A 24,022-nucleotide genomic window follows, 5' to 3' on the forward strand; every position below is an offset into this window, starting at 1 on the left:
CCGGCCCAAAGGGAACTTTCGATGAGCGCATTCGTCCTGATTCCAGGGGCTGGCGGAACGGCCTGGTACTGGAGTCGCGTTGTTCCGCTCCTCCGGGAGGCCGGGCACGACGTCGTCGCGGTGGACCTGCCCGGCGACGACGAAAACGCGGGGCTGCCTCAATACGCCGGGCTCGTTGAAGCAGCCATTGGTGGGCGTGATGGCGTGGTGCTCGTGGCGCAATCGCTGGGCGGATTCACGGCAGCCATGGTGAGCGCGCGTGTCCACCTTGGCGAACTGGTTTTCGTGAACGCGATGATCCCGGCACCAGGAGGGACTCCGGGCAGTTGGTGGCAGGAGACCGGCTGGGAACAAGCGCGACTCAGTGCCGCGATTGCGGGCGGCTACAACACCGAGTTCGACCTGGAGGAGTACTTCCTGCACGATGTGCCACCGGAAGTGGCAGTCGAAGGGGAACCGTACCAGCGCGCGGAGGCCGACGCCGTTTTCGGATCGCATTGCGATTTCACGGAATGGCCGGACATTCCCGTCCGGGTCCTCAGCGGAACGGAGGACAGATTCTTCCCGCTCGATTTCCAGCGGAGGGTGGCGCTCGAACGCCTTGGCGTGGAGCCGGATGTCCTGCCGGGCGGCCACCTCCTCGCGTTATCGAACCCGCGGGGAGTGGTGGACTACCTCTTGCGGCGCTGAATGATCCAATAACAGCGAGAGTGCGCGCCCAGTTCGCTCCGAAAGGATGACGGCGACCCGACAACGGAGGATGCTTAAAGTCGGGAGGGGATTTTTCAATGACACGAGATGTGAGTCATTTCGAACGCCTTTCAGCGTGGACCGAAAATGACATTAAGCCGGCCGTCGGCAAGCTTTTGCGGGGCGATGACGTGCCTTCCGGATTGCCGCGGGGAGGCAGCCCTGAGCCCTTGGACTTCCAGATCCCCGATGAACTGGATCGCGCACTGGAATCGGCATCGCAAACGCTCAGCCTCACGCCCAGCGAGATATTGCGCGAGGCCTTGGCCGAATGGCTTGGCAGCCACGGGCAGCCCGCGGGCCATCATCCGTTCGGGAAACACACGGCCCTTTAGGCCGGCCCAAACCACCCCGGGGCCGGTCAGCGGTGACCGGCCCCGGGGAATGGCGAGGATTACTGCTGGCCGCAGTACTTGGTGAAGTTGGCGCCGGCGTTCTGGTAGTCCGTCTGCATCGAGGCGAGCTTCGCCTTGTCCGGGTTGTCCTTCGACGTCTCGTCAAGGTAGTCCACGAGGGTCTTCAAGGTGGGCTTCAGTTCGTCCGAGGACACCACGGCGATGGGACGCAATTGGTTCGCCACCCGGATGGTTCCAGTCTTGTCCGAGGTGTTCGTGGGGTTCGAGATGACGGCCTTGACCCGGGCGCAGGTGTCCGCAGTGCTCAACTGCTGCGATGCGGAGCAGGCTGAAGCGGAGAGGACGAGCCCGGCCGCGAGCAGGGCTGTGGTGATTTTCTTCATGGTTCCCTCAGTAGTTGCTGACGTTCGATTGTAAGCAGACCGCGCACGGCACCCAAGGCGGGCCGGCATTGCGAACGCTCCGGAACGCGCTCCCGGCATCCCGATCCCCGCTCACTTATGGCTCCAAAACGGCCGACCCTTGTGCACAGTTCGCACAAGGGTCGGCTGGTTTTCGGCCAAAGCTGAGCGGGCGTCCCGAGCTGCTAATACCGGGCTGCTGATACCGGTCAGCGACCGGGGAGCACCTTGGTTCCCTCGATTTGAACGGCTTGGAGCTTGTTCGGGTCCAGGCCAAGGGTCTTCAGGATGGTCGGTGCGATCTGCGTCGTCTCGACGGCGGCGCCCACCGTCCGGGCATGCTCATCGTTGGCGCCGGAGACCACGAGCGGTACATCGCGGTCCTCCGCACCGGCACCGCCGTGTTCGGCGATCTTCGACTTGCCGCCCGTGTAGACGACGCCGGTCTGGGCGATCCCGAGGATATCCGGGTAACGGGAATCGCTGGCCGGGACGCCGAAGTAACTGGCAACCTCGCGACCGGCATAGATGTTTTCCAGGCCGGACGACGCCACTGTCTTCGCCGCACCGTTGACGTCATTGCCGGCGGCGGTGTGCGAGGCCAAGTAGTCCTTGGCGAACTGTGCCGCGGCCTGGGAGTGGTCCGAGAGCCACAACTGCATGATGTCGTCGTCGGTGGAGAACGCGACAAGGTCAGCCGAGCCGGGGTGGGCTGCCTTCCAGGCTGCGTTCAGGCCGTCGATGATCGTGCCGTCGGGAACCCTTGTGAGTGCGGCGGGGTCCATCGGGGACTGTCCGTGCTTGGCCGAGAGGATCACCGTGGTGTCCTTCGCCTGGCCGGACGCCGCGAGCGCGGCCTCGAACTTACCTACGGAGGCGTCGACGAAGTCCAGCGCCTTGGCGAGAAGCGGGCCGGGGACGGTGCCGCCCGGAAGGTAGCCGCCGGTCAGGCCGTCCGACGTCGGGAGCTTCTGGGCGGTGGAAACGGCCTGGAAGTTCATCCCGAAGACCGCGGGCACGGCGGCCGCGATGGTGCCCGAGTGGTCCTTGCCGGCGATTTCGTTCAGCACCGCCTGGACCTTGTAGCCGTCGTACTGCTGGGTGGCGGCGTTGTCCTGGGTCCAGTCGCCCGTGAAGGGAGCGGCGGCGTTGCTGTTGATTTCCGGCGTGAAGAGATCGTCAATGCCCTTGCCGGACGGGCCGTTCAGGATCTCGTAGGCGGGGTGCTTGTCCGACCATGCCGTGGTCAGGCCGGCGCTCTTGGCTACCTCGAACACCGTGTTGACCTTCAAGTATTGGTGCGGATAGACCGGCTTGCAGGTTGCCGGGTCAACAGGGAGTGCCGCCGGGTTCAGGAGGGATCCGGGCTGGCCGGTCATCGAGAGGATGCTGGACGGGAGCCCGCTGAGTCCTTGCCCTGCGTCGAGCGCGGTCTGGTCTTTGTCCGCGGCTTCGGTGAAGGCCACTTCGGCGCCGGGTGCGGTGTTCTTGCAATCCGTGGTGCCCGCGGGCAGGAGGGCCCTGTTGTAGGTGTCGTCGTAGTAGACGCCCGTGGTGCCAGGGTTGCCGCCGGTAAGCTGGCCCACCATGCCCGGGAACGAGTCCGAGGGAACAGGGGTCTGGGCGTTGGTGTAGCTGGTGCCGTGGTTGACGAGCGATGCCAGGGCCGACGTCGGGTGGTTCTTGACGTAGGTGTCCAGGTCCTTCTGGTGGAGGCCGTCCACCGAAAGCAGCAGGACGTGCTTGGCGGTTTCGCCCTTGCCGCCCTGGCCCTGCTGTGAGTTCCGCCCCTGGGAGTTCTGGCCGCCTTGGGCGTCAGCCGCCAGTGCGGGCGCTATTGCGGATCCGCCCATCAGTACGGCACCGAGGACCGCTGCTGCGGCCAGGCCGGTTTTCTTGGCTGTCTTCATGTGAATGAGACCCTTCGCTATTGCGTTGCCTTATCGTCTGAAAATTTGTCCCCGCATGATTCTGGCTGGGAAAATGGCCGCTTTTTCGCGGAATCGACCCTCGGGCACAAACATTCACCGCAGGTTCAATTGCGGGTATCGGAATTCAGTGGAAACTCTCAGGAAAGGACCGGCGAGGGGGCCGCTCGAGGCGCGTCCCGCCGTCGGATGCCCGGCGGCAGTCAGCGTGGCGCGCAGGAGGCGGGCCCGACGTCGGACGCGTTCAGTGGGCGGGCCGCTTTAGTAGGCGGGCCGTTCAGTGTGTGCGTCGCTCAGTGGGCGGGCGGCGCGGGGAAAGCCCCCGTCGGGTACAGGCGGCCTACTTGGGACATGTAGTTCGCCCATTGCGGGCCTGCCAGCATGTAACCGTCCAGGGCGGTATAGAACTTGCCGTTGATGGTCACGTTCTGCCCGGCGCGGGACTGGCCTGCGGAGGTGTCGCCGAAGAACGACGCGGTGGCGAGACCGGTGGTGTAGCCGACCACCCACGTTGCGCCGTTGCTGTTGCTAGTGCCCGTTTTCGCGGCGGTGGGGAACAAATCCTGGACCTTCGGCTGAATGTAGACGCCCGAGCCCTTTTTGAGGACATCCTGGAGGACGGAGTTGACGCCCCGGGCAACCTCTGGCTTGACGGCAGGCCGGCAGGAGGCCGCTTGCGCCGGGAGCTTGGCTCCGCTCGGGTTGGTCACTCTCAGCACGGCGATGGGTGCGCAGTATGAACCGTCATTCGCGTAGCTCGCGAAGGCGTCGGCGAGTACCAGCGGCGAGACTTCGGTGCCGCCCAGGAGATTGCCGAGTTGGAGCATGTTCACTGGCGAGCCGTCAACGCCGCTGTGAAGGCCGACGGCGTCCACTACATGCTGGATTCCGCAAAAGTCCAGCTGGGTGGCCTCGGCGAAGGTTGCGGTGTTGATGGAGTTGTAGAGTCCGTAATTGACGGGCATCGGACGGTAGTAGCCCGCATCGTTGTTGCGAAGATCGTCAGCGGCACCGAGGCCCTTTTCCGCGCTGTCATAGGCTCCCAGCACCTTGCCGCAGGAAGCCCTCCAGGGGAAACCGAGGGGATAGACCTGCCGGGAAGCGTCCACAACCTGGGTGGGGGATTTGCCTTCGTTGAGCCATTCCGTGAAGGTGAACGGCTTCATGGTTGATCCGGGCTGGAAACCTCCGTCGCCATTGAGGTCATTGCCGTTGGCGTCCTTGGCGTCGACATTGAAATTCAGTTGCGAGTCGAACTTTCCGGGAGTCGGCAGCCACACGGTATTCTGGGCCATTGCCAGGATCCTGCCTGTTCCGGGCTGGATGGTCACCAAGGAAGCGCCCCATTTATCCGGGTTGGTTCCAGCAGTGGCGTCCACTTGCGTCTGGGCGGCTCCCTGGAGCCGGCTGTCCAAGGTGGTGGTGATGGTCAATCCGCCGCGGTACAGGAGGTTCTCGCGGTCGGCTGGAGTGGCCCCGTACGCCGGATTGTTGAGGATCAGATGGGAGATGTAGTCGCAGAAGTAGGGTGCCATTTCCGCGGAGCCGCAGCCTTGCCCTCCTGCGGAGATCTTGAGCTGGACCGGGGTGGCGACGGCCGCCGCATACTGGGCCTGCTGGATCATGCCTTGCTTGAGCATCTCGTCGAGGACCAGGTTGCGCCGCTGGATGGCATGGTCCGGATAGACGGTGGGATCGTAATAGCTGGGGCTGTTCACTAGTCCGGCCAGCAGGGCAGCCTGGGGCAGGCTGAGGTCCTTCGCGGAGACGCTGAAGAAGTGCTCTGCCGCGGCTTCAATGCCGTACGCGTCCCGGTTGAAGAACACGATGTTGAGGTAGCCCTCGAGGATCTGGTCCTTCGTGTACTTTTTCTCCAGTTCGATGGCGAGCTTCATTTCGCGCACTTTGTCACCCAAGGTCTTTTGACCGGGGAGCACAACTTCGTTGCCGAGCCCGGCAGTCACAAGGGACTCGTTGAGGACGTTGGACACGTACTGCTGGGTAATGGTGGAGGCGCCTTCCTTGGCACCGCCGCTCAGGTCGGAGAAGATTGCGCGGATGATTCCCCGCGGGTCAACCCCGCCGTGCTGGTAGAAACGGCTGTCCTCGATGGCCACAATTCCGTCTTTGATGTACGGAGACATTTGGTCGAGGCTGACCTTCACGCGGTTTTCGTCGTAGAAAGTGGCGATCGTCTTTCCGTCCGAGCTGAGCACCGTGGTGGCCTGTGGAAGCGGGGTGACATCCAGTTGGCCCGGGAGTGCGTCAAAGTACTGGACGGAATCGCTGACGGCAAAGCCCATGGAAGCCACGGCGGGAGCTACCAGGCTGGCTGCGAGAACCCCGCAAACAGTACTGGTGACCAGGAATCCGAAGATCCTGAGCATGACCCGCGACAAGGAACTCTTCGGGTCGTTTTTCAACGTCATGTTTCCAGCTATCGACCTCGTGTATTTTCCACATTACGCCGCAACCCTGGGAGCAACTAGGCCCCCTTCGCCCCTCGAGGTGTACACAAACTCGATTGCGACACGCCCGGGTGGTTATGTTCGTCACTTCGCCCGCGCGCTGGCACCAAACGTCGAATTTCCGGATGCATACTGATGGTGTTGCGGTGCTGTTGAGGAAGGCAGGTGGGGCGGCCGTGGAGACTCTCATGGCTGTGGTGCGGAGCGAGTATTTTCCCGCGGGAGCGGTACTCGTATCAGTGGTTTTGTTCTGGACGATCGGCCTGCTTGGCGGCCTGTCCTGGTTGAGCGGAGGGCAGCCGCCCTTGGCCATCCTGACCTGGATGATCTTCATCTACGGCGTCGTTGTTCTGTCTCCGCTCGCCGGGATCCTTGCCGCCGTCGACCTCGTTCGCCGTTGGCTCCGGAACCGGCAGGCGCGCCTCCAGCAGCTTGCCGAGACCGACGCCGAGTCCCTCTAGCCATGATCACCCGCGCCGACGTCGATGAAGCCGCCGCCCGCATTGCCGGGAGGGTCCGTCGCACACCGGTTTTCGAGGCCGATACCGGAACCGTGCCGGGGCTGTTGTGGTTCAAGTGCGAGTTCATGCAGCACACCGGGACCTTCAAGGCGAGGGGCGCCTTCAACCGTGTCCTCGCCGCCCGGGAGCGCGGCGAACTCAAGGACGACGTCGGCATCGTGGTCGCGTCGGGCGGCAACGCAGGCCTGGCGAACGCCTATGCGGCAGCGCACGTCGGCGTGCCAGCCACCGTCTTCGTCCCGGAAACCGCGCCGGCCGTCAAGGTAAAGAAGCTGAGGGACATCGGGGCCACCGTTGTCCAGCATGGAGCCGAGTACGCAGAAGCATTCGAAGCCGCGCTGGCCTACGCCGAGGAGACGGGCGCGGTCTACTGCCACGCCTACGACCAGCCCGAGATCGCGGCCGGAGCCGGAACGGTGGGCTCTGAGCTGTTGGAGCAACTGGATGGAATAGACACCGTCGTGGTGGCCGTCGGCGGGGGAGGCCTCATGGCGGGAATCGCGGCCGCCGTCGAAGGCCATGCCACTGTGGTGGGCGTGGAACCGGACAATGCGCCCACGCTCTACTCGGCCATGGCGGCTGGCGCGCCAGTGGACGTTGCCGTTTCGGGTATCGCCGCCGATTCCCTGGGTGCCCGCCAGATCGGCCGGATCGGTTTCGCGGTAGCCGTCCGAACAGGCGTCCGGCCAGTTCTAGTTTCCGACGACGACATCGCCGCCGCGCGCTCCCTCCTGTGGGAGCAATACAGGATCGTGGTGGAGCACGGGGCTGCCACGGCTTTCGCGGCCCTGAATTCCGGCGCCTATGTTCCGGCGGAGGGCGAACGCGTTGCCGTGATCCTGTGCGGCGCCAACACTGACCCAGCCACGGTTTGAGATCCTGCCGTCGCCAGCCACGAGTTGCTAAGCTCTAGCGAAAATGCCGGGACAGGCAAAACCGCTTCACGGGCAACTACCGCTTCAGGAACGGACAGTGGCATGGCGCGATTGATCATCATGGGCCCTCCGGGATCGGGCAAGGGCACCCAGGCCGAACACATCGCGCGCCATTTCCGCATTCCGGCCATTTCCACGGGCGAGATCTTCCGGGCGCACGTCGGAGGGAAGACAGCCCTCGGCACCGAAGCAAGCAAATACATGGACAACGGCGAGTTCGTACCGGACCACGTCACCAACGCCATGGTCCAGCAGCGGTTGCGCGACGACGACGCCAGGTCCGGATTCCTCCTCGACGGCTACCCGCGCACGACGGCCCAGATCCATGCGCTGGACACCATGCTGTCCGGCCATCGGCAGCGGCTGGACGTCGTCGTCGAACTGGCGGTGGAGGACGACATCCTGGTAGCCCGCATGCTCCACAGGGCCCAGGAGCAAGGCCGAAGCGACGATACTGCACCGGTGTTCCGCCGTCGACTTGAGTTGTACCGCGAGCAGACGCAGGCTGTGGTGGCGCAATATACCGCTCGCGGAATCGTGGTTGGCGTCGATGGATCGGGGAACAGGGAAGACATCACGGCCAAGGCCATCGCGGCCATCGAATCAGCACTAGGGGAGGCACAATGAACACTGCCGCGGCACCGAGCCAGAAGATCGAGGACTACGCCATGATCGGGGACCTGCACACCGCGGCCCTGATCAGCACCACGGGGTCGATCGATTGGATGTGCCTTCCGCGCTTTGATTCCCCCGCGTGCTTCGCCGCCCTCCTGGATTCCCCTGATGCCGGACGCTGGCTTCTCGCCCCCGAATCAGGCGGCACCTGCACCCGACGCCAATACAGGGACCGCACCCTCATCCTGGAAACGGAATGGGAAACCGACGAGGGGCATGTCCGCGTCATCGACTTCATGCCCCCGCGGGATGAGGTGGCGGACGTCGTGCGCGTGGTCGAAGGCATCCGCGGGACCGTCAAGATGCGCGGAGAACTGGTCCTCCGGTTCGACTATGGGCACGTTGTGCCGTGGGTCCGCCGCGACAGGCACGGTGTGCACGCCATCGCCGGCCCGGACTCCGTCTACCTCAAGACCACGGCGCCCACCAAGGGCGAGGATTTCACCACGGTCAGCGAGTTCACCGTGAACGCCGGCGACCACGTTCCCTTCGTCCTCACGTGGGCACCAAGCCACGAACGGCGCCCCCGCAGTGTCGATGCGGACAACGCCTTGGAGGACACCACAGCTTTCTGGCGGGACTGGTGCAAGCGGAGCACAGCCCGCGGACCCTACAAGAAAGCCATCCAGCGCTCGCTGATCACCCTGAAAGCGCTCACCTATGCCCCTACGGGAGGCATCGTCGCCGCGGCCACCACCTCCCTCCCCGAACAAATCGGCGGTCCGCGGAACTGGGACTACCGCTATTGCTGGCTGCGCGACGCCACGCTCACTCTCCAGGCCTTCCTGGCCGCCGGTTATACCGAAGAAGCCGCGGCCTGGCGCGATTGGCTCTTGCGCGCTGTCGCGGGCGACCCCGCCGACCTCCAGATCATGTACAGCATCCACGGCGAACGGAGGCTGCCCGAATCGGAGCTGGACTGGCTTTCGGGATACCAGTCCTCGTCGCCGGTCCGCATCGGGAACGCGGCGGCCGAGCAATTCCAGCTCGACGTGTGGGGGGAAGTCCTCGATTGTCTCTCCCTGACCCGTTCCTCGTTGCTCGGCCACGGCGATGAGGCATGGGACATCCAGTTGGCGCTCATTGGGCACCTTGAGAAAACGTGGGACCAGCCGGACAACGGGCTCTGGGAGATGCGCGGCCCCAAACGCCACTTCGTGCATTCGAAAGTCATGGCGTGGGTGGCCGTGGACCGCATGGTCAAGGGTGTCCGGGAGGCCGGACTCCCCGGTCCCGTGGAGCAGTGGGAGAAACTGCGGGACAAGATCCACGACGACGTCATGGCCAACGGGTTCGACGCCGAACGGAACACCTTCGTGCAGTCCTACGGGAGCAAGGAGCTGGACGCGAGCCTCCTCATGATTCCAAAGGTCGGTTTCCTGCCCCACGACGATCCCCGCGTGATCGGCACCATCGACGCCATCCAGCGCGAGCTTACGGCGGATGGGTTCGTGCTGCGCTACCGCCCGGAAGCCAGCGACGACGGCCTGCCGGGGAATGAGGGCGTCTTCCTCGCGTGTTCCTTCTGGATGGTGGACGCGCTTTTGGGCGCCGGGCGCCGGGAGGAAGCGACTGAATTTTTCGAACGGCTCCTGTCCCTGCGCAACGACGTGGGGTTGCTCAGCGAAGAATGGGATCCCCGGAATTCCTGGCAGCTGGGCAACACGCCACAGGCGTTCAGCCACTTCTGCATGGTCATAAGCGCCCTGCAACTCCACCACGGGAAAGCCCACCGCAGCGATGCCCCCATTGGTGGGCCGCCGTCGTCGGGCCCGGCGACGGAACCGGCGTCGGGATCTGGCACGGCACCCAATACTATTGCGACGCCGGACTGACCGGTTCAGCGCTTCGGCTTGCGGAAGATGCGGCCCGCCAGCGCGAGCCCGGCACCGAGGTTGAGCGTTGGCAAGTAGGCGCGGGCAACCGCTGTTCCGACGGCGGGCAGGGAAGCCGCATCCGGGTAGAGCATGTACAGGGGTTCGTACGTGGGCTGGAATTTCGCCTTGAATGCCAGGAGCGAACGGAAGCCGTAGACCGGTTCCAGCGTGGCTCCCAGCCAGTCGAGCAAGCGGTCGACGCTCCTTGGCGGCCGGGAAGGTGTCCTCGGCTGCGCGACGTCCGCGGGCTCCTCGGCCCGGGCGAGAGGAGCCCCCGAAAGGCTCAGGAACTCGCAGCCCTCATCTTTGAGACTGAGCGCGGCCGAGGCAATCAGGAATTCGATGCTCGACCGGAATCCCGTGCTGCGGCGACGCATGAAGTCCAGGGTCCAGCCCACGATATGGCCGTTGCGATAGATGGGCAGCCACGACGTCACTGCGTGGACCGTGCGGTGCCGGTCCACCGCGAGCAGGCACCGGACCTCGGGGTCGTCGAGCTCGTCCAAGCTGCCGAGGGTGAAGCCCATCTCAGGCATGTTCCGGTCCGCCACCCATTCCTCGGAGATTTCCTCGATCTGGACCTGCACCGAAAAATGGGCCGCGGCGAAGCTCGTCCATTCGTACCGGATGCCCTCTTTCGCGGCGTTGTTGAGGGCCGTGCGGATGTCCTGGAACTTCTTCCCCTTGAATGTCAGCGAATGCAGGGGAAGGACTGTTTCCTGCGCCACTTGGGCCGAGCTCCAACCGGCGGAATCCGCGTGATCACGCAATTCCTGGGGCACCGAGTAGAAGCAGGGTGTCCACCCGTTGGTGCGGCAGAAGCGCGCGAATTCCGTGAAGGCCGTGGCTACCTCGGATTCCGGGCCCACGGGCGGTCCGAGGGTGAGCGCAATACCCGTGCGCACCCGATACGCCACGAAGGACCTTCCACTGGGCGAAAACCAGTACATGTTGCCCGGCCACGTGGTCATCCAGGAGAGAGAGCTGCCTTCCCCGGCCATGATCAAGGCCTTGGCCCGCTCCGCGCTGGAATCGAGCCGGGTGTGCGCCTGCCGGAGGAAGGTCCGGTAAATCACTGCGCCCGCCAGCGCCCAGAAAACCACGCCAACGCCTTCGTACAAGAGGACGGCGTCGGCACCTTGCGGGAAGAACGCCGGGGGCACGTCGAGGACGTAGCCCAGTGGCAGGAATCGGTCCGGAACGTCTGCCAGCAAGTTGGCCAAACCGGGAGCCGGAGTGAAGTCCTGGGCGACGAGCAGGCCCACGCCCACGTAGACCACGCTGAGCACGGCGGCGGTGGGAAGGATCCTGGCCGCCAGGCGCTTGTAGGTCCCCGCCGGGGCCGGAACCTGGAACAACCGCCGGGATCCCAGCAACACGGTCGAGAGCACCAAAGGCAAGAGGAGCGGCAGTGCGAGGGCGAGCGGGTTGGGGTAGCCGGAGCCTTCGATGGCGGCGATGCCCTCGCTGGCCCCGGTCTCTGTGGGAGCGGAAAGGAAGACATTGCCGATCGCGATGATCGCGAGGACAGACAAGCCGAGCTGGATGAGCAGCGCGCCTGCCCAGGCGAAGCGTCGCCCGCGGCGAAGTCCGTCCGCCATGAGCACCAGGAGGAAGGAGGGAAGGATAGCCATGAAGATTCCGCCGGCCCCGGCGCGCAACTGCAATTGGGCCACGGCGCAGTCCTTGGCCTGCGCCGGGTCCGAGCACAGGTTCTGGAGGGATTGTGGATCGACCGGCTGGATGTTGGTGAAAAGGAAGCGCAGGATGGACAGCGGCCCCACCGCATGCGGTATGAGTCCGGCAACCACCGGCCCGATTGCCGACGCCGCGATCAGGAGTGCGATCAGGACGCGGCCTTCGTGGCGGGTGCTGGCAAGCCGGCCAATCCTTGGACGCCTGCCTTGGAGCACGGGTCCGAGGATCGTGCCCGCCGCGGCCGCGGCAAGCCTGACGAGGTCCGCGAATGCCCCGCTGTAGAGCGCCAGAATGATCAACAAGGCGAATCCGGCCAGCCTGATGCGTCGTCGCCAGAGGGTAGCCATCGACGCCGTTCCAGCCATCGCGGCGCCGATGACGAACGCACTCGGACCCAGGAAGAGGTGGTTGCCGATCTCTTCCGTCCAGTTCCCCAGCAAGCCGCTCGCCACCACGAGGAAGCCGAGTGAGATCACGACGCCAAGTAGCTGGCTGGCTACGGCCGCGAGGGCAAAGGCCCGGTGTCCCAAGCGCCGCTCGGCAGGGATGCCGAGCAGAAGCACCACGACGGTTTCGAGAATGTAGGAGACCGGATCCCTCGCCCAGAGGGCTGAGGACGCCATGGTCCACCAATGCTCCGGGAACGTGTGCGTCGTCGCGGCGACGTCGAGGCGCAGGACTCCGTTGGGTCCGAACGCACCGAGGGCAAGGCTCACGAGGCCCACAGCCCAGAAGACCACCACGAAGCCCAAGGTGAACGACGCAGAGCGTAATCGTCCGAGCCATGAGCGGCGGAATCGGGCTTTGGAGCCGGAGATGGATTCCGGCTCGGTCGCCGGCTGGTGCACGGGGTTCCTCTCAAGAGCCAGAAAGTTCAGCAAAATTCTTTCACACGCGACGTGACGAAGAGACAGGTATCACTTACTCGTGACCTTTCCTCATTTCATCCAATAGACTCCGTCATAGCACGCTGTTCGGTCCGTCCCCTAGCAGGAAAAGTTGCAGGAAAATCGGGGTTGCCGGGCAGCTGTTTTTCGCGTTCAGACCACAATCCACTCCGCAGAGAAAGCAAGTTCGGGACAGGACGATGCACAAACCCCGCGTTTTCACCCTCGCCGCATCCGTTATCGCCGTTGGCGTTGTCCTGGCCGGCTGCGCGCAGGTGCCCGATGCCCCGAGTGCGGGGGACGGAAAGCAAGTGGTTGCGCCCGTTGCGCCTTCGGGAAGCCCCGCCGCGGCGCCGATTCCAAAGAAGTCCGTTCCGCAATTCGATCCCTCCACCTTGCCTATTGGGACCTTGTACAAGAACCCCGCCAACGACCGCAACGAGGTGATCCTCGGGGATGTGCGGCACACCGCCGTCCTCATCGGCGACTCGCAATCCGAACCGCCCGGGTCCTGGCCGCGCACGGCGCTTGCCGACCTCGGCTACAAGGTCTATTCGGTGGCCCGGGGCGGAACCGGATATGTTGCGGCGACGAAGGCTGCCGGCAACTACATCGATGCCTTGCAACGAGGCGACTGGGTTTTGCCCTACGGTGCACCCGCGCTGATTGTCATTGAGGGCGGCGGCAACGACGCATCACGCAACGCCAGCGACGAGCAGATCACAGCGAACGCCAACCGGATCATCGCCGCCCTCAAGAAGCAGTACCCGCAGACGCGCCTGGCGATGATCGGAACGCTTGCACGGGGCGCAAACGCCGGTGGTGGTCGGCGCACGCAAGTCGACACGCTGCTGCGCGGCATCGCGGCGAAGAACGGAACTCCGTTCTTCAGCGTGGGCGACTGGATTACCAAATACCAGGTTGCAGGGGACTTGATTGACGGGGTGCACTTGAACCCTGCAGGCCATGCCAAGCTCGCCGGGGTCCTGGCGGCGGACATGGCAGCGGCAGGGTTCACGCTGCAGGCCGACCCAACCCACTGAGGCTGCTCGCCCGGCGCGAGCCGGCGCGGTGCCTGGCCGCGGCGAGCCGCGTCCCCGCGTCGCCCGGCCACACCCAGCAGCCAACAACCATCCGAAGGAGTGCTCCATGAGAATCGCAGTGACCGGCGGAAGCGGAAAACTGGGCAAGAGCGTTGTCCGCAGGCTCAGGGCCGACGGCCATGACGTCATGAACCTGGATCGCGTGGGCCAGCGGGAACCCGGAACCGTCGTCGTGGACCTGCGGAACTACGGCCAGGTCCTCGACGTGATCCTCGGCTTGGATGACCGCCACCAGGGATTCGACGCGATCGTGCACCTCGGAGCCATCCCGGCGCCCGGCTTGCTCCCGGACGCGGCGACGTTCGAGAACAACATGCTGTCGACCTACAACGTCTTCCAGGCGGCGCGGCGGGCCGGAATCAAGAAGATCGTCTACGCCTCCAGCGAGACAGTGCTGGGACTGCCCTTCGACGTCGATCCGCCCTACATTCCCGTGGACGAGGAATACCCGGCGCGGCCCGAGAGCACCTATTCGCTGGTCAAGCACCTCGAGGAGCGGATGGCCATTGAGCTCACGCGCTGGGACCCCGACTTGAGCATCGCCGGTTTGCGGTTCTCCAACGTGATGGACCCGGAGGATTATGAGGAGTTCCCGTCCTTCGACGCCGATGCCATGCTCCGCAAATGGAACCTGTGGGCCTACATCGACGGGCGCGATGGCGCCCAGGCCGTGGCTCGCGCCCTGGAGAACGGCAAGCCGGGATTCGAAGCCTTCATCATCGCGGCGGCCGACTCCGTGATGGGCCGCTCCAGCGCGAGCCTGGCCGCCGAGGTCTTCCCGAACGTCACCGTGACCAAGGAACTCGGCGAGCACGAAACCATGCTTTCCATCGACAAAGCCCGCCGTCTCCTGGGTTTCTCGCCGGAGCACAGTTGGCGCGATTACCATTCGAACCGCACCACCCCAACCGAGGACTAGCGGCGGCGTTCCGTCGACACGCCCGTCCCGCGAGGGCTGGCAGAACGCCCCGGACCGGACAACAATTGAGTCATGGTCAGCTATTCAGCCCTTGAAGAAGCGTCCAGCAAGAATCCGCATGACTGGGGCCGGGCGATGGCAACGGCCATGACGAAGCTCCTGGATGCGGCCCGCATTGATGGACGGCATTTTGAACACGAGTTCCTCTACGGCGAGGAACTGCACATGAGGATCGACGAGAACAACGGCGGCGCCACGGTCAAGCTCACGTGGACGCCGAAGGACGAGGAGCCCAAAGAAGGCTAGCGGTTCAGGATTTGGGGTACGACGGCGGCGCTCGCCTTTGCGGTGGCGCCGTCGCCGAGGAGCCGCTTGCCTTCAGCACAGCCCGTCCAGGGTGGTGATGGCGAGGTCCCGGAGCTTGCCTGAGACAGGTTGGGTGAGGGCTGTGTCCAGGGCATCGCTCTCGGCTTCGGTGTTTGGCGGGTAGGCGATGCCGATGCTGAGTTGGCGGGTGCCGTCTCCGCTCGTGACGGTGATTCCGCCGAATCCGAGCGTGGATCCGCCATGGCCGAAGTAGAAGCCGTTGGTGCAGTCGTCATTCCACCGTTCCAGGCCAAGGCCGTAATTGGCGGAATTCGTGGTCCGCATTTCCGCCAGGGCGGTCCTTCCCAGGAGCCTGCCGCGCATGAGTGCGGCATAGAACACGTTCAGGTCGCCAACGCTTGAGATCACCCCTGCGCCCGCTGAGCCTACTTGGAATTCGGGTTCGGTCACGTCGAGGAGTTCGCCGTTGACGGTTGAGTAGACGTGGATCAGCCCTTGTTCCGAACGGTTGGGTGGGGCCAGGCTTGTACGGCTCAGCCCGAGGGGATCGAAGATGTCCGTGGCAAGGACGTCGCCGAGGGGGCGGCCACGGTACTTCTCAATGATCAAGGCGAGGGCGGCGTAGTTTGCGTCGGAATAGATGAACTGGGGTGCCAGCCGCTCCACCCAGGGTTCCGTTCCGGCCAGCTTGAGGAGGTCTTCCGGGCTGAAGCGGGTCTGGATGGCTTGCTTCAGGGGTTGCGCCTTGAGCATGGGGGCTGTCGGCTCGGCCAGTCCCGAGGTGTGGTTCAACAGGGAACGGACCGTGATTGGCGCCGTTGCCTGGACCAGGCTGTCGAATTCGGGAAGGTAAGTCGAGACAGGTTCGTCCAGGTTGATGGTCCCTTCCTGCACGAGCTTGAGGACCGAGACCGCCACCATGGACTTGGTGATTCCTCCGGCAGGGATGCGGTCCGTGACATCGGCGGCATCTCGCGTATTAAGGTTTCGGACGCCATAGCTCTTTACCCACTTGTTGCCCCGTATGGAAACTTCCGCGACCACGGCGGTGGCCCCTTGCGCGAGCATTGCCTGGGCGAAGAAGTCCACTGCCGGGACGTCCAAAGGCGGAGTCGTAGTGGCCGTTGCTGCCGGCGTGGGTCCGGAGGCGGGCGGGTAGGTGCAGGCGCCGACCATCAAGGTGAGGGCCAGGACCGCAGCCACCAAGGGCCCGAAACCGAGGGATGTCCGGCGCGCCTGCGCAGCCTGCATGACTGCCTCCTGAGCAACAATGCGCGGCAACGGGGGCTGCCCTTGCCCCCGTAATTTCGATCGTCCTCTTCGGAGCGGAAAGGGTCAACGCCGATTAACGGGTGCGGCGCGTGGGCTGCGCCTTGGCACTCAGTGCCAGGTCATAGTCCACGCGCCGCAAGCAGGAGCTCGACTAAAAAAGCCCTACGTCAGCTTGATCTGCCGGTTGACGTCCTTGTACAGGAGGTACCGGAATTCGCCCGGTCCACCTGCGTAGCAGGCCTGCGGGCAGAAGGCGCGGAGCCACATGAAGTCGCCGGCTTCGACTTCAACCCAGTCGTTGTTGAGCAGGTACATGGCTTTGCCCTCAAGGACGTACAGGCCGTGTTCCATCACGTGGGTTTCCGGGAACGGGATCACGCCGCCGGGCTGGAACGTCACGATGTTCACGTGCATGTCGTGCGCGAGGTCGTCCGGGTCGGCGAAGCGGGTGGTCTTCCAGACGCCTTCAACGTCGGGCATCTCGCGGGCTTCCACTTCCTGGTCGCTCGTGACGAAGGACTTGGCCTCGTAGCCTTCGAGCCGTTCGTACGCCTTGCGGATCCAGTGGAAGGAAACGATGTCGTCCGAGACGTTCTCGAGTCCCCACGTGGACCCCGCCGCGAGGTAGGCGTAGCCGCCTTCTTCGAGCTGGTGCAGTTCGCCGTCGAGGGTCAGGTTGACCTTGCCCTTGGTCACGAACACGACGCCCTCGACTCCGGCCTCGAACTCGGCCTTGGGAGCTCCGCCGCCGGGGCCGATTTCCACGATCAGTTGCGAGAAGGTGGTGGCGAATCCGGAGATCGGGCGGGCGATGATCCAGGAGCGCGTGTTGGAGAAGCCGGGGAGGTTGCTCGTCACGATGTCCGTCAGCACGCCCTTCGGGATGACCGTGTAGGCCTCCTTGACAATGGCACGCTCGGTGGTGAGGTGGGTCTGCGGGGGAAGCCCGCCTTCGGGGTAGTAGTACTTGCCCATGTCTGGATCCTTAGTTCGAAGTTGTGGTGAGCCGAGGGTGCGCCAGCGCGGTCAGCCGGGGGAGTTCGACGCCGGTGAGCGCCAGGACTTCTTCGGAACCTACCGCGCCGCATTGGACGCCGCGCAGGACGAAGGCGGCCAGTGCGCGGGCGGTAGCGGGCTCGTCCATGACGCCGCCTTCGGTGCGCTCAACGTAGTTCCGCAGGCGCGCGGCGGCGGCCGGCAGGCCTTCGCGGTAGAAGGCGTACGTTGCCGCGAAACGGCTCGGCAACTGGGCGGCGTGCAGGTCCCAGCCCTGGTAGTAGCCGCGTTCGAGGGAACGGCGGACCAAGCGGCCGTGCAGTTTCCAGGCGTTTTCCACGTTGTCACCCACGGGGATGATGTTGGTGGAGCCGTCGGAGAGTCGGATTCCCGTGCCCGCCACAGCCAATTGCATGACTTCCTTGGCGTAGTCGGCTACGGGGTGCTCCATGGACTGGTACTCCGCCGAGATCTGCAGTGAAGCGGAGTAGTCGTAGGTGCCGTAGTGGAGGGCGCTGATCCGGCCTGGAACCGCGTGCGGAAGCTGTGCCACGGGCGAGGTGCCGTCCGGTCCGAGGATGAGCTGCGGAGTCTCCACCTGGACCTCGAACCGCAACCGGCCCGCCGGAAGGGAGTGGATCTCTTCCAAGCGGGACACGGCGAAGTCCATCGCCTGGACCTGCGCCACGGTGGTGACTTTGGGCAGGGTCAGGATGAGGCCTTCGGGCAGTTCGCCCGCGGACGCGAGGGTGGAGACGAACAGATCGAGCGTGCGAAGGCCGCGTGCCCGTGTGGGAGCTTCGAAGCACTTGAACCTGATGCCGATGAACGGCGGTGCCGAACCCGCGGCCACGGCTTCGCTCACGGCCTGGGCCGCGGCAACTGCCGCGACGTCTTCCGCTTCGTCGCCGCGGTCGCCGTAACCGTCCTCGAAGTCGAGGCGCAGGTCCTCGATCGGTTCGCTGCGCAGCTTCGCGGCGACGCGGTTGGCGACGGCGGCAGCCAATTCGGGCTCCTGGCCCAACAGCGCACCGAGCTTTTCAAGGCCGCCGTGCGCGTCCGCCGTCGTGATCGCCTGGGCGCCCCACTCGGCCGCGAGCGACGGCGTGAAACGGTCCGCGGGCACGTACACCGTGTGGACGGGCTGGCGGGTGCCGTCGTCGCCGGGGTAGTTGCGATCGAGCAACTGGTCGGTCGCGGCCAACTGGGAGTCGATGGCGGCGAGGTCCGCCGCTGAGAAAGAGGAAGAAGCGGCCATCCCTACACCAGCTCGTACGCGGGAGTGGTGAGGAAGTCCGTGTAGTCCTCCGAGAGGCAGATGTCCGCGATCAGACGGCTGGCCGGCTCGTAGAACTTGCCGAAGGATTCGGCGTCAACCTCGCTGCGCAGGCGTTCGGTTTCTTCCCCCAGGATCCGGGTGACCAGTTCGCGGGTGACGGTGTTGCCGGTATCGGCCAGGACGGACTTGTTGCGGATCTGCTGCCAGACCTGCGAACGGGAGATTTCCGCCGTCGCGGCGTCTTCCATGAGGTTGTGGATCGCCACGGCACCGCTGCCGGAAAGCCACACTGCCGTGTAGGCGACGGCGACGTAGAGGTTCAGGCGGAGCCCGGCCTCGGTCACCTGGCCACCCGCGGAGGTGATGTCCAGCAGTTGCTCGGCGGTCACGGAAACCTCCGGGCGCTGCTTGTCCAGCTGGTTCTGCTTGCCACCGTTGGCGGGATCGCCGAGCACGGAATCGAAGACGTCCATGCAGGTGGAGACGAGGTCCGGGTGCGCAACCCAGGAACCGTCGAAGCCGTCGTTCGCCTCGCGGGTCTTGTCCGCCCGCACCTTCTCGAAGGCCGCTGCGGTGACTTCGGGCTCGCGGCGGTTCGGGATGACTGCCGCCATGCCGCCCATCGCGAAAGCGCCGCGCTTGTGGCAGGTCTTGACGAGGAGTTCGGTGTAGGCCCGCATGAACGGAGCCGTCATCACCACGGACGCGCGGTCCGGAAGGATGAAGGACTCGCCTGCGTCGCGGAAGTACTTCACGATGCTGAACAGGTAGTCCCAGCGGCCGGCGTTGAGGCCGGAGGCGTGGTCGCGCAGTTCGTAGAGGATCTCTTCCATCTCGAACGCCGCGGGGATGGTCTCGATGAGCATGGTGGCGCGGATGCTGCCCTGCGGGACGCCGAGGTAGTCCTGGGCGAAGACGAAGATCTCGTTCCAGAGCCGGGCTTCGAGGTGGCTTTCCATCTTCGGCAGGTAGTAGTACGGGCCCTGGCCGTTGAGGAGCAGCTGCTTGGCGATGTGGAAGAAGTGCAGGCCGAAGTCCACCAGCGCGCCCACGGTGGGTTCGCCGTCGAGCAGCAGGTGCCGTTCCTCCATGTGCCAGCCACGCGGGCGGGCCACGACGACGGCGAGCGGAGCGTCGGTGCGGAGCCGGTATTCCTTGCCCTCGGGCGAGGTGTAGCTCAAGGTGCCCTGGGCGGCGTCGCGGAGGTTGAGGATGGCGTCGATGACGTTGGCCCACGTGGGGGTGCTCGCATCCTCAAGGTCGGCAAGCCACACCTTGGCGCCGGAGTTCAGGGCGTTGATGGCCATCTTGGCGGGGGAAGCCGGCCCGGTCATTTCAACACGGCGGTCCCGCAAAGCCGCGGGTGCCTCGGCGACTTTCCAGTCGCCGTCGCGGATGTCCTGGGTTTCCGGGAGGAAGTCGAGGCGGCCGGTACGGGCCACTTCCTCGCGCTTGGCGACGCGGGCTGCCAGGAGTTCCGTGCGGGTGCCGGCGAAGCGGCGGTGCAGTTCCTCCACGAAGGCCAGCGCCTTGGGGGTCAGGATCTCTTCGGCACGTTCGATCGGCCGAGGGTCTGTCACTGTGAGAGCCATGGGAATGGTCCTTTTCTGGGACGCTAGCGGGCTGTGGATGCGGCGGCTGCGTTTGCTGCGGCCTGGGCTACCGCACTTGCGACGTCGGCGGCCACATGCGGGTCGAAGACGCTCGGGATGATGTAGCTCGCATTCAGTTCATCATCTGCGACCCGGTTGGCGATAGCCTCGGCGGCAGCCACGAGCATTTCCGGAATGATGTCCGATGCCCCGGCGTCGAGCAGGCCGCGGAAGAAGCCCGGGAAGGCCAGCACGTTGTTGATCTGGTTGGGGAAATCGCTGCGGCCCGTGGCAACAACGGCGGCGTGCTTGGAAGCGAGGACCGGGTCGATTTCCGGGGTCGGGTTGGCCATGGCGAAAACGATCGCGTTCTCGGCCATCGAAGCGACCTGCTCTTCGCCGATCACGTGCGGAGCGCTGACGCCGATGAAGACGTCCGCGCCTGCCAGTGCTTCGTGCAGCGTGCCGGAGAACCCTGCTTCGTTGGTGTTCGCCGCGATCCAGCTGCGGTGTTCGTCGTCGTACTTTTCGCCCGAGTGGATGGCACCCGAACGGCCGGCCGCGATGATGTGCTGCGCGCCCTGGGCCTTGAGGAGCTGGATGATGGCCGAACCAGCCGCGCCCACGCCCGAGACCACGATCTTAACCTCGGAGAGTTTCTTGTCCACGACGCGCAGGGCGTTGACAAGGGCCGCGAGGGTGACGATCGCCGTTCCGTGCTGGTCGTCGTGGAAGACGGGGATGTCCAGCTCGTCGCGGAGCCGCTTCTCGATTTCGAAACAGCGCGGGGCTGCGATGTCTTCAAGGTTGATGCCGCCGTAGACCGGAGCCATGGCCTTGGCGATCATGATGATTTCTTCAGTGTCCTGGGTGTCCAGGCAGACCGGCCAGGCATCAACGTTGGCGAACTGCTTGAACAGGGCGGCCTTGCCTTCCATGACAGGCAGCGCTGCGGCCGGGCCGATGTTGCCGAGGCCCAGGACGGCCGAGCCGTCGGTGAGGACGGCGATCGTGTTCCGCTTGACGGTCAGGTTGCGTGCAGCCGCCGGGTCCTCGGCGATGGCGAGGCAGACGCGTGCGACGCCGGGCGTGTAGGCGCGCGAAAGGTCGTCGCGGTTGCGCAGGGCTACCTTGGGGACGACCTCGAGTTTGCCACCCAAGTGCATGAGGAAGGTGCGGTCCGAGACGTGCTGGACCGTGACGCCGTCGAGCGCGTTGAGGGCGTCCTTGACGCGGTTGGCGTGGTCTTCGTCCGTGGTGTTGCAGGTGACGTCGACAACCAGGGTGTCGTGGTGGGACTCGGACACATCCAGGGCGGTGACGGCTGCGCCGGCGGCGGCAACGGCCGCGGCCAGTTCACTCGTGGCAGTGAAGCTCGACGGCGCGGCGACGCGCAGGGTGATCGAATTTCCGGGGCTCGGGTTCGCCATTGAATTTCCTCCTCGTACAGGCCCGAAGCGGGCCTCCGCTCAAATCGAATGTTTTCGTATTATGGATATTATTATCTACAAAGTGGAAACACAAGCCCTTCCCGGTCGCATTGCCCGCATGTCGCGAGGGCCGAGCAAGTTGGCCTTGTGTGCTGTATCTTGAGTGTTCTAAGCAATTCTTTTCACGATGCGGATAAGAGTTGTCGGATTCCGAGCCATAGGAGACAACGGAATGGCTGAAAAGCCTTCGGGAGGCGTGCAGTCCGTCGAGCGCGTCTTCGAATTGCTGGAACTCATCACCGACGCCGGCGGAGACGTCACGCTGAGCGAGTTGTCGTCGTCGACCGACTTGCCGCTTCCCACCATCCACCGCTTGCTGCGCACCTTGGTGGCCCTCGGCTACATCCGGCAACTGCCCAACCGGCGCTACGCCCTGGGACCCCGCCTTATCCGCCTCGGAGAAGGCGCCAACAAGCAACTCGGCGCCTTGGCGCGGCCCCAGCTGAAGTCCCTCGTGGACCGGCTGGGGGAGACCTCCAACATGGCCGTGCTCGATTCGGACATGGTCATCTACGTAGCCCAGGTTCCGTCGCTGCACTCGATGCGCATGTTCACCGAAGTGGGACGCCGCGCCCACACGCACGATACCGGCGTGGGCAAGGCGATCCTCGCCCAGCTCGACGACGAGGTTGTACGCGGCATCGTGGCCCGCACCGGCATGCCCACCCCCACGGCCAAGAGCATCGGGGATATTGAGTCCCTCATCGCCGACCTCAACCGCATCCGCGAACGCGGCTACTCGATCGACGAGGAAGAGCAGGAGATCGGCGTCCGTTGCTTCGCGATGGCCGTCCCGAATGCCCCGACTCCTACCGCGATCTCCGTCTCCGGTCCGGTGTCCCGCGTGGACCAGCACTTCGCCGACCGTGCCGTGCCGCTCCTCCGTGAAGCCGCCCTCGCGATCTCGGCGGAGCTCAACCAGAACTAAGCGGTTCTGACGCTCTCTCACATTTGACACAAAAACGACGGTCCCTCCTGCACATCATGTGCGGGAGGGACCGTTTTTGGGTTATTGCTAGTGTTCGACGGCTGAGGACTTGAGGGGCACTTCCTTGCCCTCGGCGTCGATCAGCTTGCCGTTCTCGAAGCGGTCGCCGTTTGCGAGGCATGCAATGTCCGCCTCGCTGACCACGCGTTCCGTCCCTGCCACGAAGACCGATTGGTTCTCCGAGTTGCCGGCCTTGAAGTGGTTGAAGAGCACGTTCAGCACAATGGCCATGAGGGCGGCCGAGCTGATGCCCGAGTGGAAGATCGTGGAGAACCACGCCGGGAACTGGTCGTAGAACTTCGGGGCGGCGATCGGAATCATTCCGAAGCCGATCGACGCAGCCACGATGATCAGGTTCATGTTGTTGCGGTATTCCACCTTGGAGAGCGTCCGGATGCCGCTGGCCGCGACAGTTCCGAAAAGTACGACGCCGGCACCTCCCAGGACGGGGGTCGGAACCGCTGCGACAACCCGGCCGAGGACGGGCAGCAAGCCGAGGACCACCAGGATGAAACCGCCGGCGCTGACCACGAAGCGGCTCTTGATGCCGGTGATGGCGACGAGGCCGACGTTCTGGGCGAACGCGCTCTGGGTGAAGGAGTTGAACATCGGGGAAATCGCGCTGGAGAGCATGTCCGCCCGCAGGCCGTTGCCAATGCGGCGCGAATCAACCTTGGTGTCGACGATTTCACCCACGGCGATGATGTCCGCCGAGGTTTCGGTCAGGGTGACCAGGATGACGATCAGCATGGAAACGATGGAAGCGATGTCGAAAGTGGGAAGGCCGAAAGCAAACGGAGTGGGGAAAGCCACCACGGGTCCCTGGCCGACCTTGGAGAAGTCCGCCATGCCCGTAGCGACGGCAATCACGGTGCCGATCACCATGGCCAAAAGAATGGACAGGCGCGAGATGGCTGCGTTGCCGATCTTGCTGAGGAGCAGGACGATTCCCATGGTGAGCGCGGCGAGGCCGATGTTGGCCATGCTGCCGTAGTTGGGCGCAGCGCTGTTGCCGCCCATGGCCCAGTTGGCTGCGACGGGCATGAGGGTCAGGCCGATCGTGGTGATGACCGTACCGGTGACCACGGGTGGGAAGAACTTGATGATCTTGGAGAAGAGCGGTGTGATGACCAGGCCGATCAAGGACGCAACCATGACCGAACCGAACACCGCCTGGATTCCGCCGCCGCCGTTGACGATAGCCACCATGGTGGATACGCCGGCGAAGGATACGCCTTGGACCAGGGGAAGCTGCGATCCGAAGAACGGAATGCCGACGGTTTGCAGGATGGTGGCGAGGCCGCCGACGAAGAGGCAGGCTGCGATCAGGAGGCCGATGTCCTGCGAGGACATTCCGGCGGCGGCTCCAATGATGAGCGGCGGGGCGATGATTCCGCCGTACATGGTCAGGACGTGCTGGAAGCCGTAGGCGAAGGTGCTTCCGATTGAGAGGCGTTTATCCTCCGGCCGCTCGATTTTGGGGTCGGCGGAGCGGAGTTTCTTCTTGGTGTTCATGGCAGACTTTCTTGGTTCATGGCAGACGTCTTTGTCTGGCTAACA

At 64.7% G+C, this 24,022-nt stretch carries 20 protein-coding genes; 10 read left to right on the top strand and 10 right to left on the bottom strand.

Annotation, left to right across the window (positions count from 1 at the left end):
• The first annotated feature begins 21 nt into the window (after positions 1-21).
• Both E1809_RS07830 and E1809_RS07835 read left to right on the top strand, forming a co-directional pair.
• Complete coding sequence (locus E1809_RS07830) at positions 22-690, top strand: alpha/beta fold hydrolase (protein ID WP_133203661.1); 669 nt, start codon at positions 22-24, stop codon at positions 688-690.
• A gap of 98 nt (positions 691-788) precedes the next feature.
• Positions 789-1,085, top strand: a complete 297-nt coding sequence (locus E1809_RS07835) for a ribbon-helix-helix domain-containing protein (protein WP_133203662.1) — start codon at positions 789-791, stop codon at positions 1,083-1,085.
• A 59-nt stretch (positions 1,086-1,144) separates the two neighbouring features.
• Here the strand turns inward: E1809_RS07835 and E1809_RS07840 are convergent, their stop codons facing one another.
• The 3 genes from E1809_RS07840 to E1809_RS07850 form a co-directional block, all read right to left on the bottom strand.
• Positions 1,145-1,489, bottom strand: a complete 345-nt coding sequence (locus tag E1809_RS07840) for a hypothetical protein (protein ID WP_133203663.1) — start codon at positions 1,487-1,489, stop codon at positions 1,145-1,147.
• 227 nt (positions 1,490-1,716) lie between these two features.
• Positions 1,717-3,417 (bottom strand): alkaline phosphatase family protein, encoded by a 1,701-nt coding sequence (locus tag E1809_RS07845; RefSeq protein WP_205754128.1) that lies wholly within the window; start codon positions 3,415-3,417, stop codon positions 1,717-1,719.
• A 311-nt stretch (positions 3,418-3,728) separates the two neighbouring features.
• The gene (locus E1809_RS07850) at positions 3,729-5,864 is read right to left on the bottom strand and encodes a transglycosylase domain-containing protein (protein WP_133203664.1); all 2,136 of its coding nucleotides are present in this window, start codon (positions 5,862-5,864) and stop codon (positions 3,729-3,731) included.
• A gap of 164 nt (positions 5,865-6,028) precedes the next feature.
• Between E1809_RS07850 and E1809_RS07855 the strand changes: the two genes are divergently transcribed.
• From E1809_RS07855 to E1809_RS07870, 4 genes are all read left to right on the top strand, one after another.
• Positions 6,029-6,364: a hypothetical protein gene (locus E1809_RS07855; protein WP_235835502.1), complete on the top strand. Its 336-nt coding sequence runs from the start codon at positions 6,029-6,031 to the stop codon at positions 6,362-6,364.
• 2 nt (positions 6,365-6,366) lie between these two features.
• Positions 6,367-7,299: a threonine/serine dehydratase gene (locus E1809_RS07860; protein ID WP_133203665.1), complete on the top strand. Its 933-nt coding sequence runs from the start codon at positions 6,367-6,369 to the stop codon at positions 7,297-7,299.
• A gap of 102 nt (positions 7,300-7,401) precedes the next feature.
• Positions 7,402-7,986 carry an adenylate kinase gene (locus tag E1809_RS07865; RefSeq protein ID WP_133203666.1) on the top strand — a complete coding sequence of 195 codons (585 nt, stop codon included), beginning with the start codon at positions 7,402-7,404 and terminating at the stop codon, positions 7,984-7,986.
• On the top strand, positions 7,983-9,869 hold the full coding sequence (locus tag E1809_RS07870) for a glycoside hydrolase family 15 protein (RefSeq protein ID WP_235835503.1): 1,887 nt from the start codon (positions 7,983-7,985) through the stop codon (positions 9,867-9,869). The genes E1809_RS07865 and E1809_RS07870 overlap by 4 nt, the downstream gene beginning before the upstream one ends.
• A gap of 5 nt (positions 9,870-9,874) precedes the next feature.
• Here the strand turns inward: E1809_RS07870 and E1809_RS07875 are convergent, their stop codons facing one another.
• The gene (locus E1809_RS07875; RefSeq protein WP_235835504.1) at positions 9,875-12,457 is read right to left on the bottom strand and encodes a bifunctional lysylphosphatidylglycerol flippase/synthetase MprF; all 2,583 of its coding nucleotides are present in this window, start codon (positions 12,455-12,457) and stop codon (positions 9,875-9,877) included.
• 239 nt (positions 12,458-12,696) lie between these two features.
• Here E1809_RS07875 and E1809_RS07880 point away from each other — a divergent pair, with 239 nt between their 5' ends.
• The 3 genes from E1809_RS07880 to E1809_RS07890 all read left to right on the top strand — a co-directional run bounded on the left by E1809_RS07880 (position 12,697) and on the right by E1809_RS07890 (position 14,824).
• Positions 12,697-13,539: an SGNH/GDSL hydrolase family protein gene (locus E1809_RS07880; RefSeq protein ID WP_133203667.1), complete on the top strand. Its 843-nt coding sequence runs from the start codon at positions 12,697-12,699 to the stop codon at positions 13,537-13,539.
• A gap of 106 nt (positions 13,540-13,645) precedes the next feature.
• A complete protein-coding gene (locus E1809_RS07885; protein ID WP_133203668.1) occupies positions 13,646-14,518 on the top strand; it encodes an NAD-dependent epimerase/dehydratase family protein in 873 nt (290 codons plus the stop codon).
• Positions 14,519-14,590: 72 nt separating this feature from the next.
• Positions 14,591-14,824: a hypothetical protein gene (locus E1809_RS07890; protein WP_133203669.1), complete on the top strand. Its 234-nt coding sequence runs from the start codon at positions 14,591-14,593 to the stop codon at positions 14,822-14,824.
• Positions 14,825-14,896: 72 nt separating this feature from the next.
• Here the strand turns inward: E1809_RS07890 and E1809_RS07895 are convergent, their stop codons facing one another.
• The 5 genes from E1809_RS07895 to E1809_RS07915 form a co-directional block, all read right to left on the bottom strand.
• A complete protein-coding gene (locus E1809_RS07895) occupies positions 14,897-16,096 on the bottom strand; it encodes a serine hydrolase domain-containing protein (RefSeq protein ID WP_133203670.1) in 1,200 nt (399 codons plus the stop codon).
• A gap of 183 nt (positions 16,097-16,279) precedes the next feature.
• A complete protein-coding gene (locus E1809_RS07900) occupies positions 16,280-17,092 on the bottom strand; it encodes a bifunctional allantoicase/(S)-ureidoglycine aminohydrolase (protein ID WP_133203671.1) in 813 nt (270 codons plus the stop codon).
• A 10-nt stretch (positions 17,093-17,102) separates the two neighbouring features.
• Entirely contained in the window at positions 17,103-18,371 is a 1,269-nt protein-coding gene (locus E1809_RS07905) for a DUF6986 family protein (protein WP_133203672.1), read from the bottom strand.
• Between the two features lie 2 nt (positions 18,372-18,373).
• On the bottom strand, positions 18,374-19,984 hold the full coding sequence (aceB, locus tag E1809_RS07910; RefSeq protein ID WP_133203673.1) for a malate synthase A: 1,611 nt from the start codon (positions 19,982-19,984) through the stop codon (positions 18,374-18,376).
• 23 nt (positions 19,985-20,007) lie between these two features.
• Positions 20,008-21,414 (bottom strand): NAD-dependent malic enzyme, encoded by a 1,407-nt coding sequence (locus E1809_RS07915; protein ID WP_133203674.1) that lies wholly within the window; start codon positions 21,412-21,414, stop codon positions 20,008-20,010.
• Between the two features lie 232 nt (positions 21,415-21,646).
• Between E1809_RS07915 and E1809_RS07920 the strand changes: the two genes are divergently transcribed.
• Positions 21,647-22,402: an IclR family transcriptional regulator gene (locus tag E1809_RS07920; RefSeq protein ID WP_133203675.1), complete on the top strand. Its 756-nt coding sequence runs from the start codon at positions 21,647-21,649 to the stop codon at positions 22,400-22,402.
• A gap of 87 nt (positions 22,403-22,489) precedes the next feature.
• On the opposite strand, the gene E1809_RS07925 is transcribed toward E1809_RS07920, so the two are convergent.
• Positions 22,490-23,977 carry a nucleobase:cation symporter-2 family protein gene (locus tag E1809_RS07925; RefSeq protein WP_133203676.1) on the bottom strand — a complete coding sequence of 496 codons (1,488 nt, stop codon included), beginning with the start codon at positions 23,975-23,977 and terminating at the stop codon, positions 22,490-22,492.
• Positions 23,978-24,022: the final 45 nt, after the last annotated feature.

This window comes from Arthrobacter terricola, from assembly GCF_004354015.1.
Taxonomy (GTDB): domain Bacteria; phylum Actinomycetota; class Actinomycetes; order Actinomycetales; family Micrococcaceae; genus Arthrobacter; species Arthrobacter terricola.

Excerpts from the sequence above, each read along its gene's own strand:
- E1809_RS07830 (WP_133203661.1), top strand. The coding sequence starts at position 22 with ATGAGCGCATTCGTCCTGATTCCAGGGGCTGGCGGAACGGCCTGGTAC.
- E1809_RS07835 (WP_133203662.1), top strand. The coding sequence starts at position 789 with ATGACACGAGATGTGAGTCATTTCGAACGCCTTTCAGCGTGGACCGAA.
- E1809_RS07840 (WP_133203663.1), bottom strand. The coding sequence starts at position 1,489 with ATGAAGAAAATCACCACAGCCCTGCTCGCGGCCGGGCTCGTCCTCTCC.
- E1809_RS07845 (WP_205754128.1), bottom strand. The coding sequence starts at position 3,417 with ATGAAGACAGCCAAGAAAACCGGCCTGGCCGCAGCAGCGGTCCTCGGT.
- E1809_RS07850 (WP_133203664.1), bottom strand. The coding sequence starts at position 5,864 with ATGACGTTGAAAAACGACCCGAAGAGTTCCTTGTCGCGGGTCATGCTC.
- E1809_RS07855 (WP_235835502.1), top strand. The coding sequence starts at position 6,029 with ATGCATACTGATGGTGTTGCGGTGCTGTTGAGGAAGGCAGGTGGGGCG.
- E1809_RS07860 (WP_133203665.1), top strand. The coding sequence starts at position 6,367 with ATGATCACCCGCGCCGACGTCGATGAAGCCGCCGCCCGCATTGCCGGG.
- E1809_RS07865 (WP_133203666.1), top strand. The coding sequence starts at position 7,402 with ATGGCGCGATTGATCATCATGGGCCCTCCGGGATCGGGCAAGGGCACC.
- E1809_RS07870 (WP_235835503.1), top strand. The coding sequence starts at position 7,983 with ATGAACACTGCCGCGGCACCGAGCCAGAAGATCGAGGACTACGCCATG.
- E1809_RS07880 (WP_133203667.1), top strand. The coding sequence starts at position 12,697 with ATGCACAAACCCCGCGTTTTCACCCTCGCCGCATCCGTTATCGCCGTT.
- E1809_RS07885 (WP_133203668.1), top strand. The coding sequence starts at position 13,646 with ATGAGAATCGCAGTGACCGGCGGAAGCGGAAAACTGGGCAAGAGCGTT.
- E1809_RS07890 (WP_133203669.1), top strand. The coding sequence starts at position 14,591 with ATGGTCAGCTATTCAGCCCTTGAAGAAGCGTCCAGCAAGAATCCGCAT.
- E1809_RS07895 (WP_133203670.1), bottom strand. The coding sequence starts at position 16,096 with ATGCAGGCTGCGCAGGCGCGCCGGACATCCCTCGGTTTCGGGCCCTTG.
- E1809_RS07900 (WP_133203671.1), bottom strand. The coding sequence starts at position 17,092 with ATGGGCAAGTACTACTACCCCGAAGGCGGGCTTCCCCCGCAGACCCAC.
- E1809_RS07905 (WP_133203672.1), bottom strand. The coding sequence starts at position 18,371 with ATGGCCGCTTCTTCCTCTTTCTCAGCGGCGGACCTCGCCGCCATCGAC.
- aceB (WP_133203673.1), bottom strand. The coding sequence starts at position 19,984 with ATGGCTCTCACAGTGACAGACCCTCGGCCGATCGAACGTGCCGAAGAG.
- E1809_RS07915 (WP_133203674.1), bottom strand. The coding sequence starts at position 21,414 with ATGGCGAACCCGAGCCCCGGAAATTCGATCACCCTGCGCGTCGCCGCG.
- E1809_RS07920 (WP_133203675.1), top strand. The coding sequence starts at position 21,647 with ATGGCTGAAAAGCCTTCGGGAGGCGTGCAGTCCGTCGAGCGCGTCTTC.
- E1809_RS07925 (WP_133203676.1), bottom strand. The coding sequence starts at position 23,977 with ATGAACACCAAGAAGAAACTCCGCTCCGCCGACCCCAAAATCGAGCGG.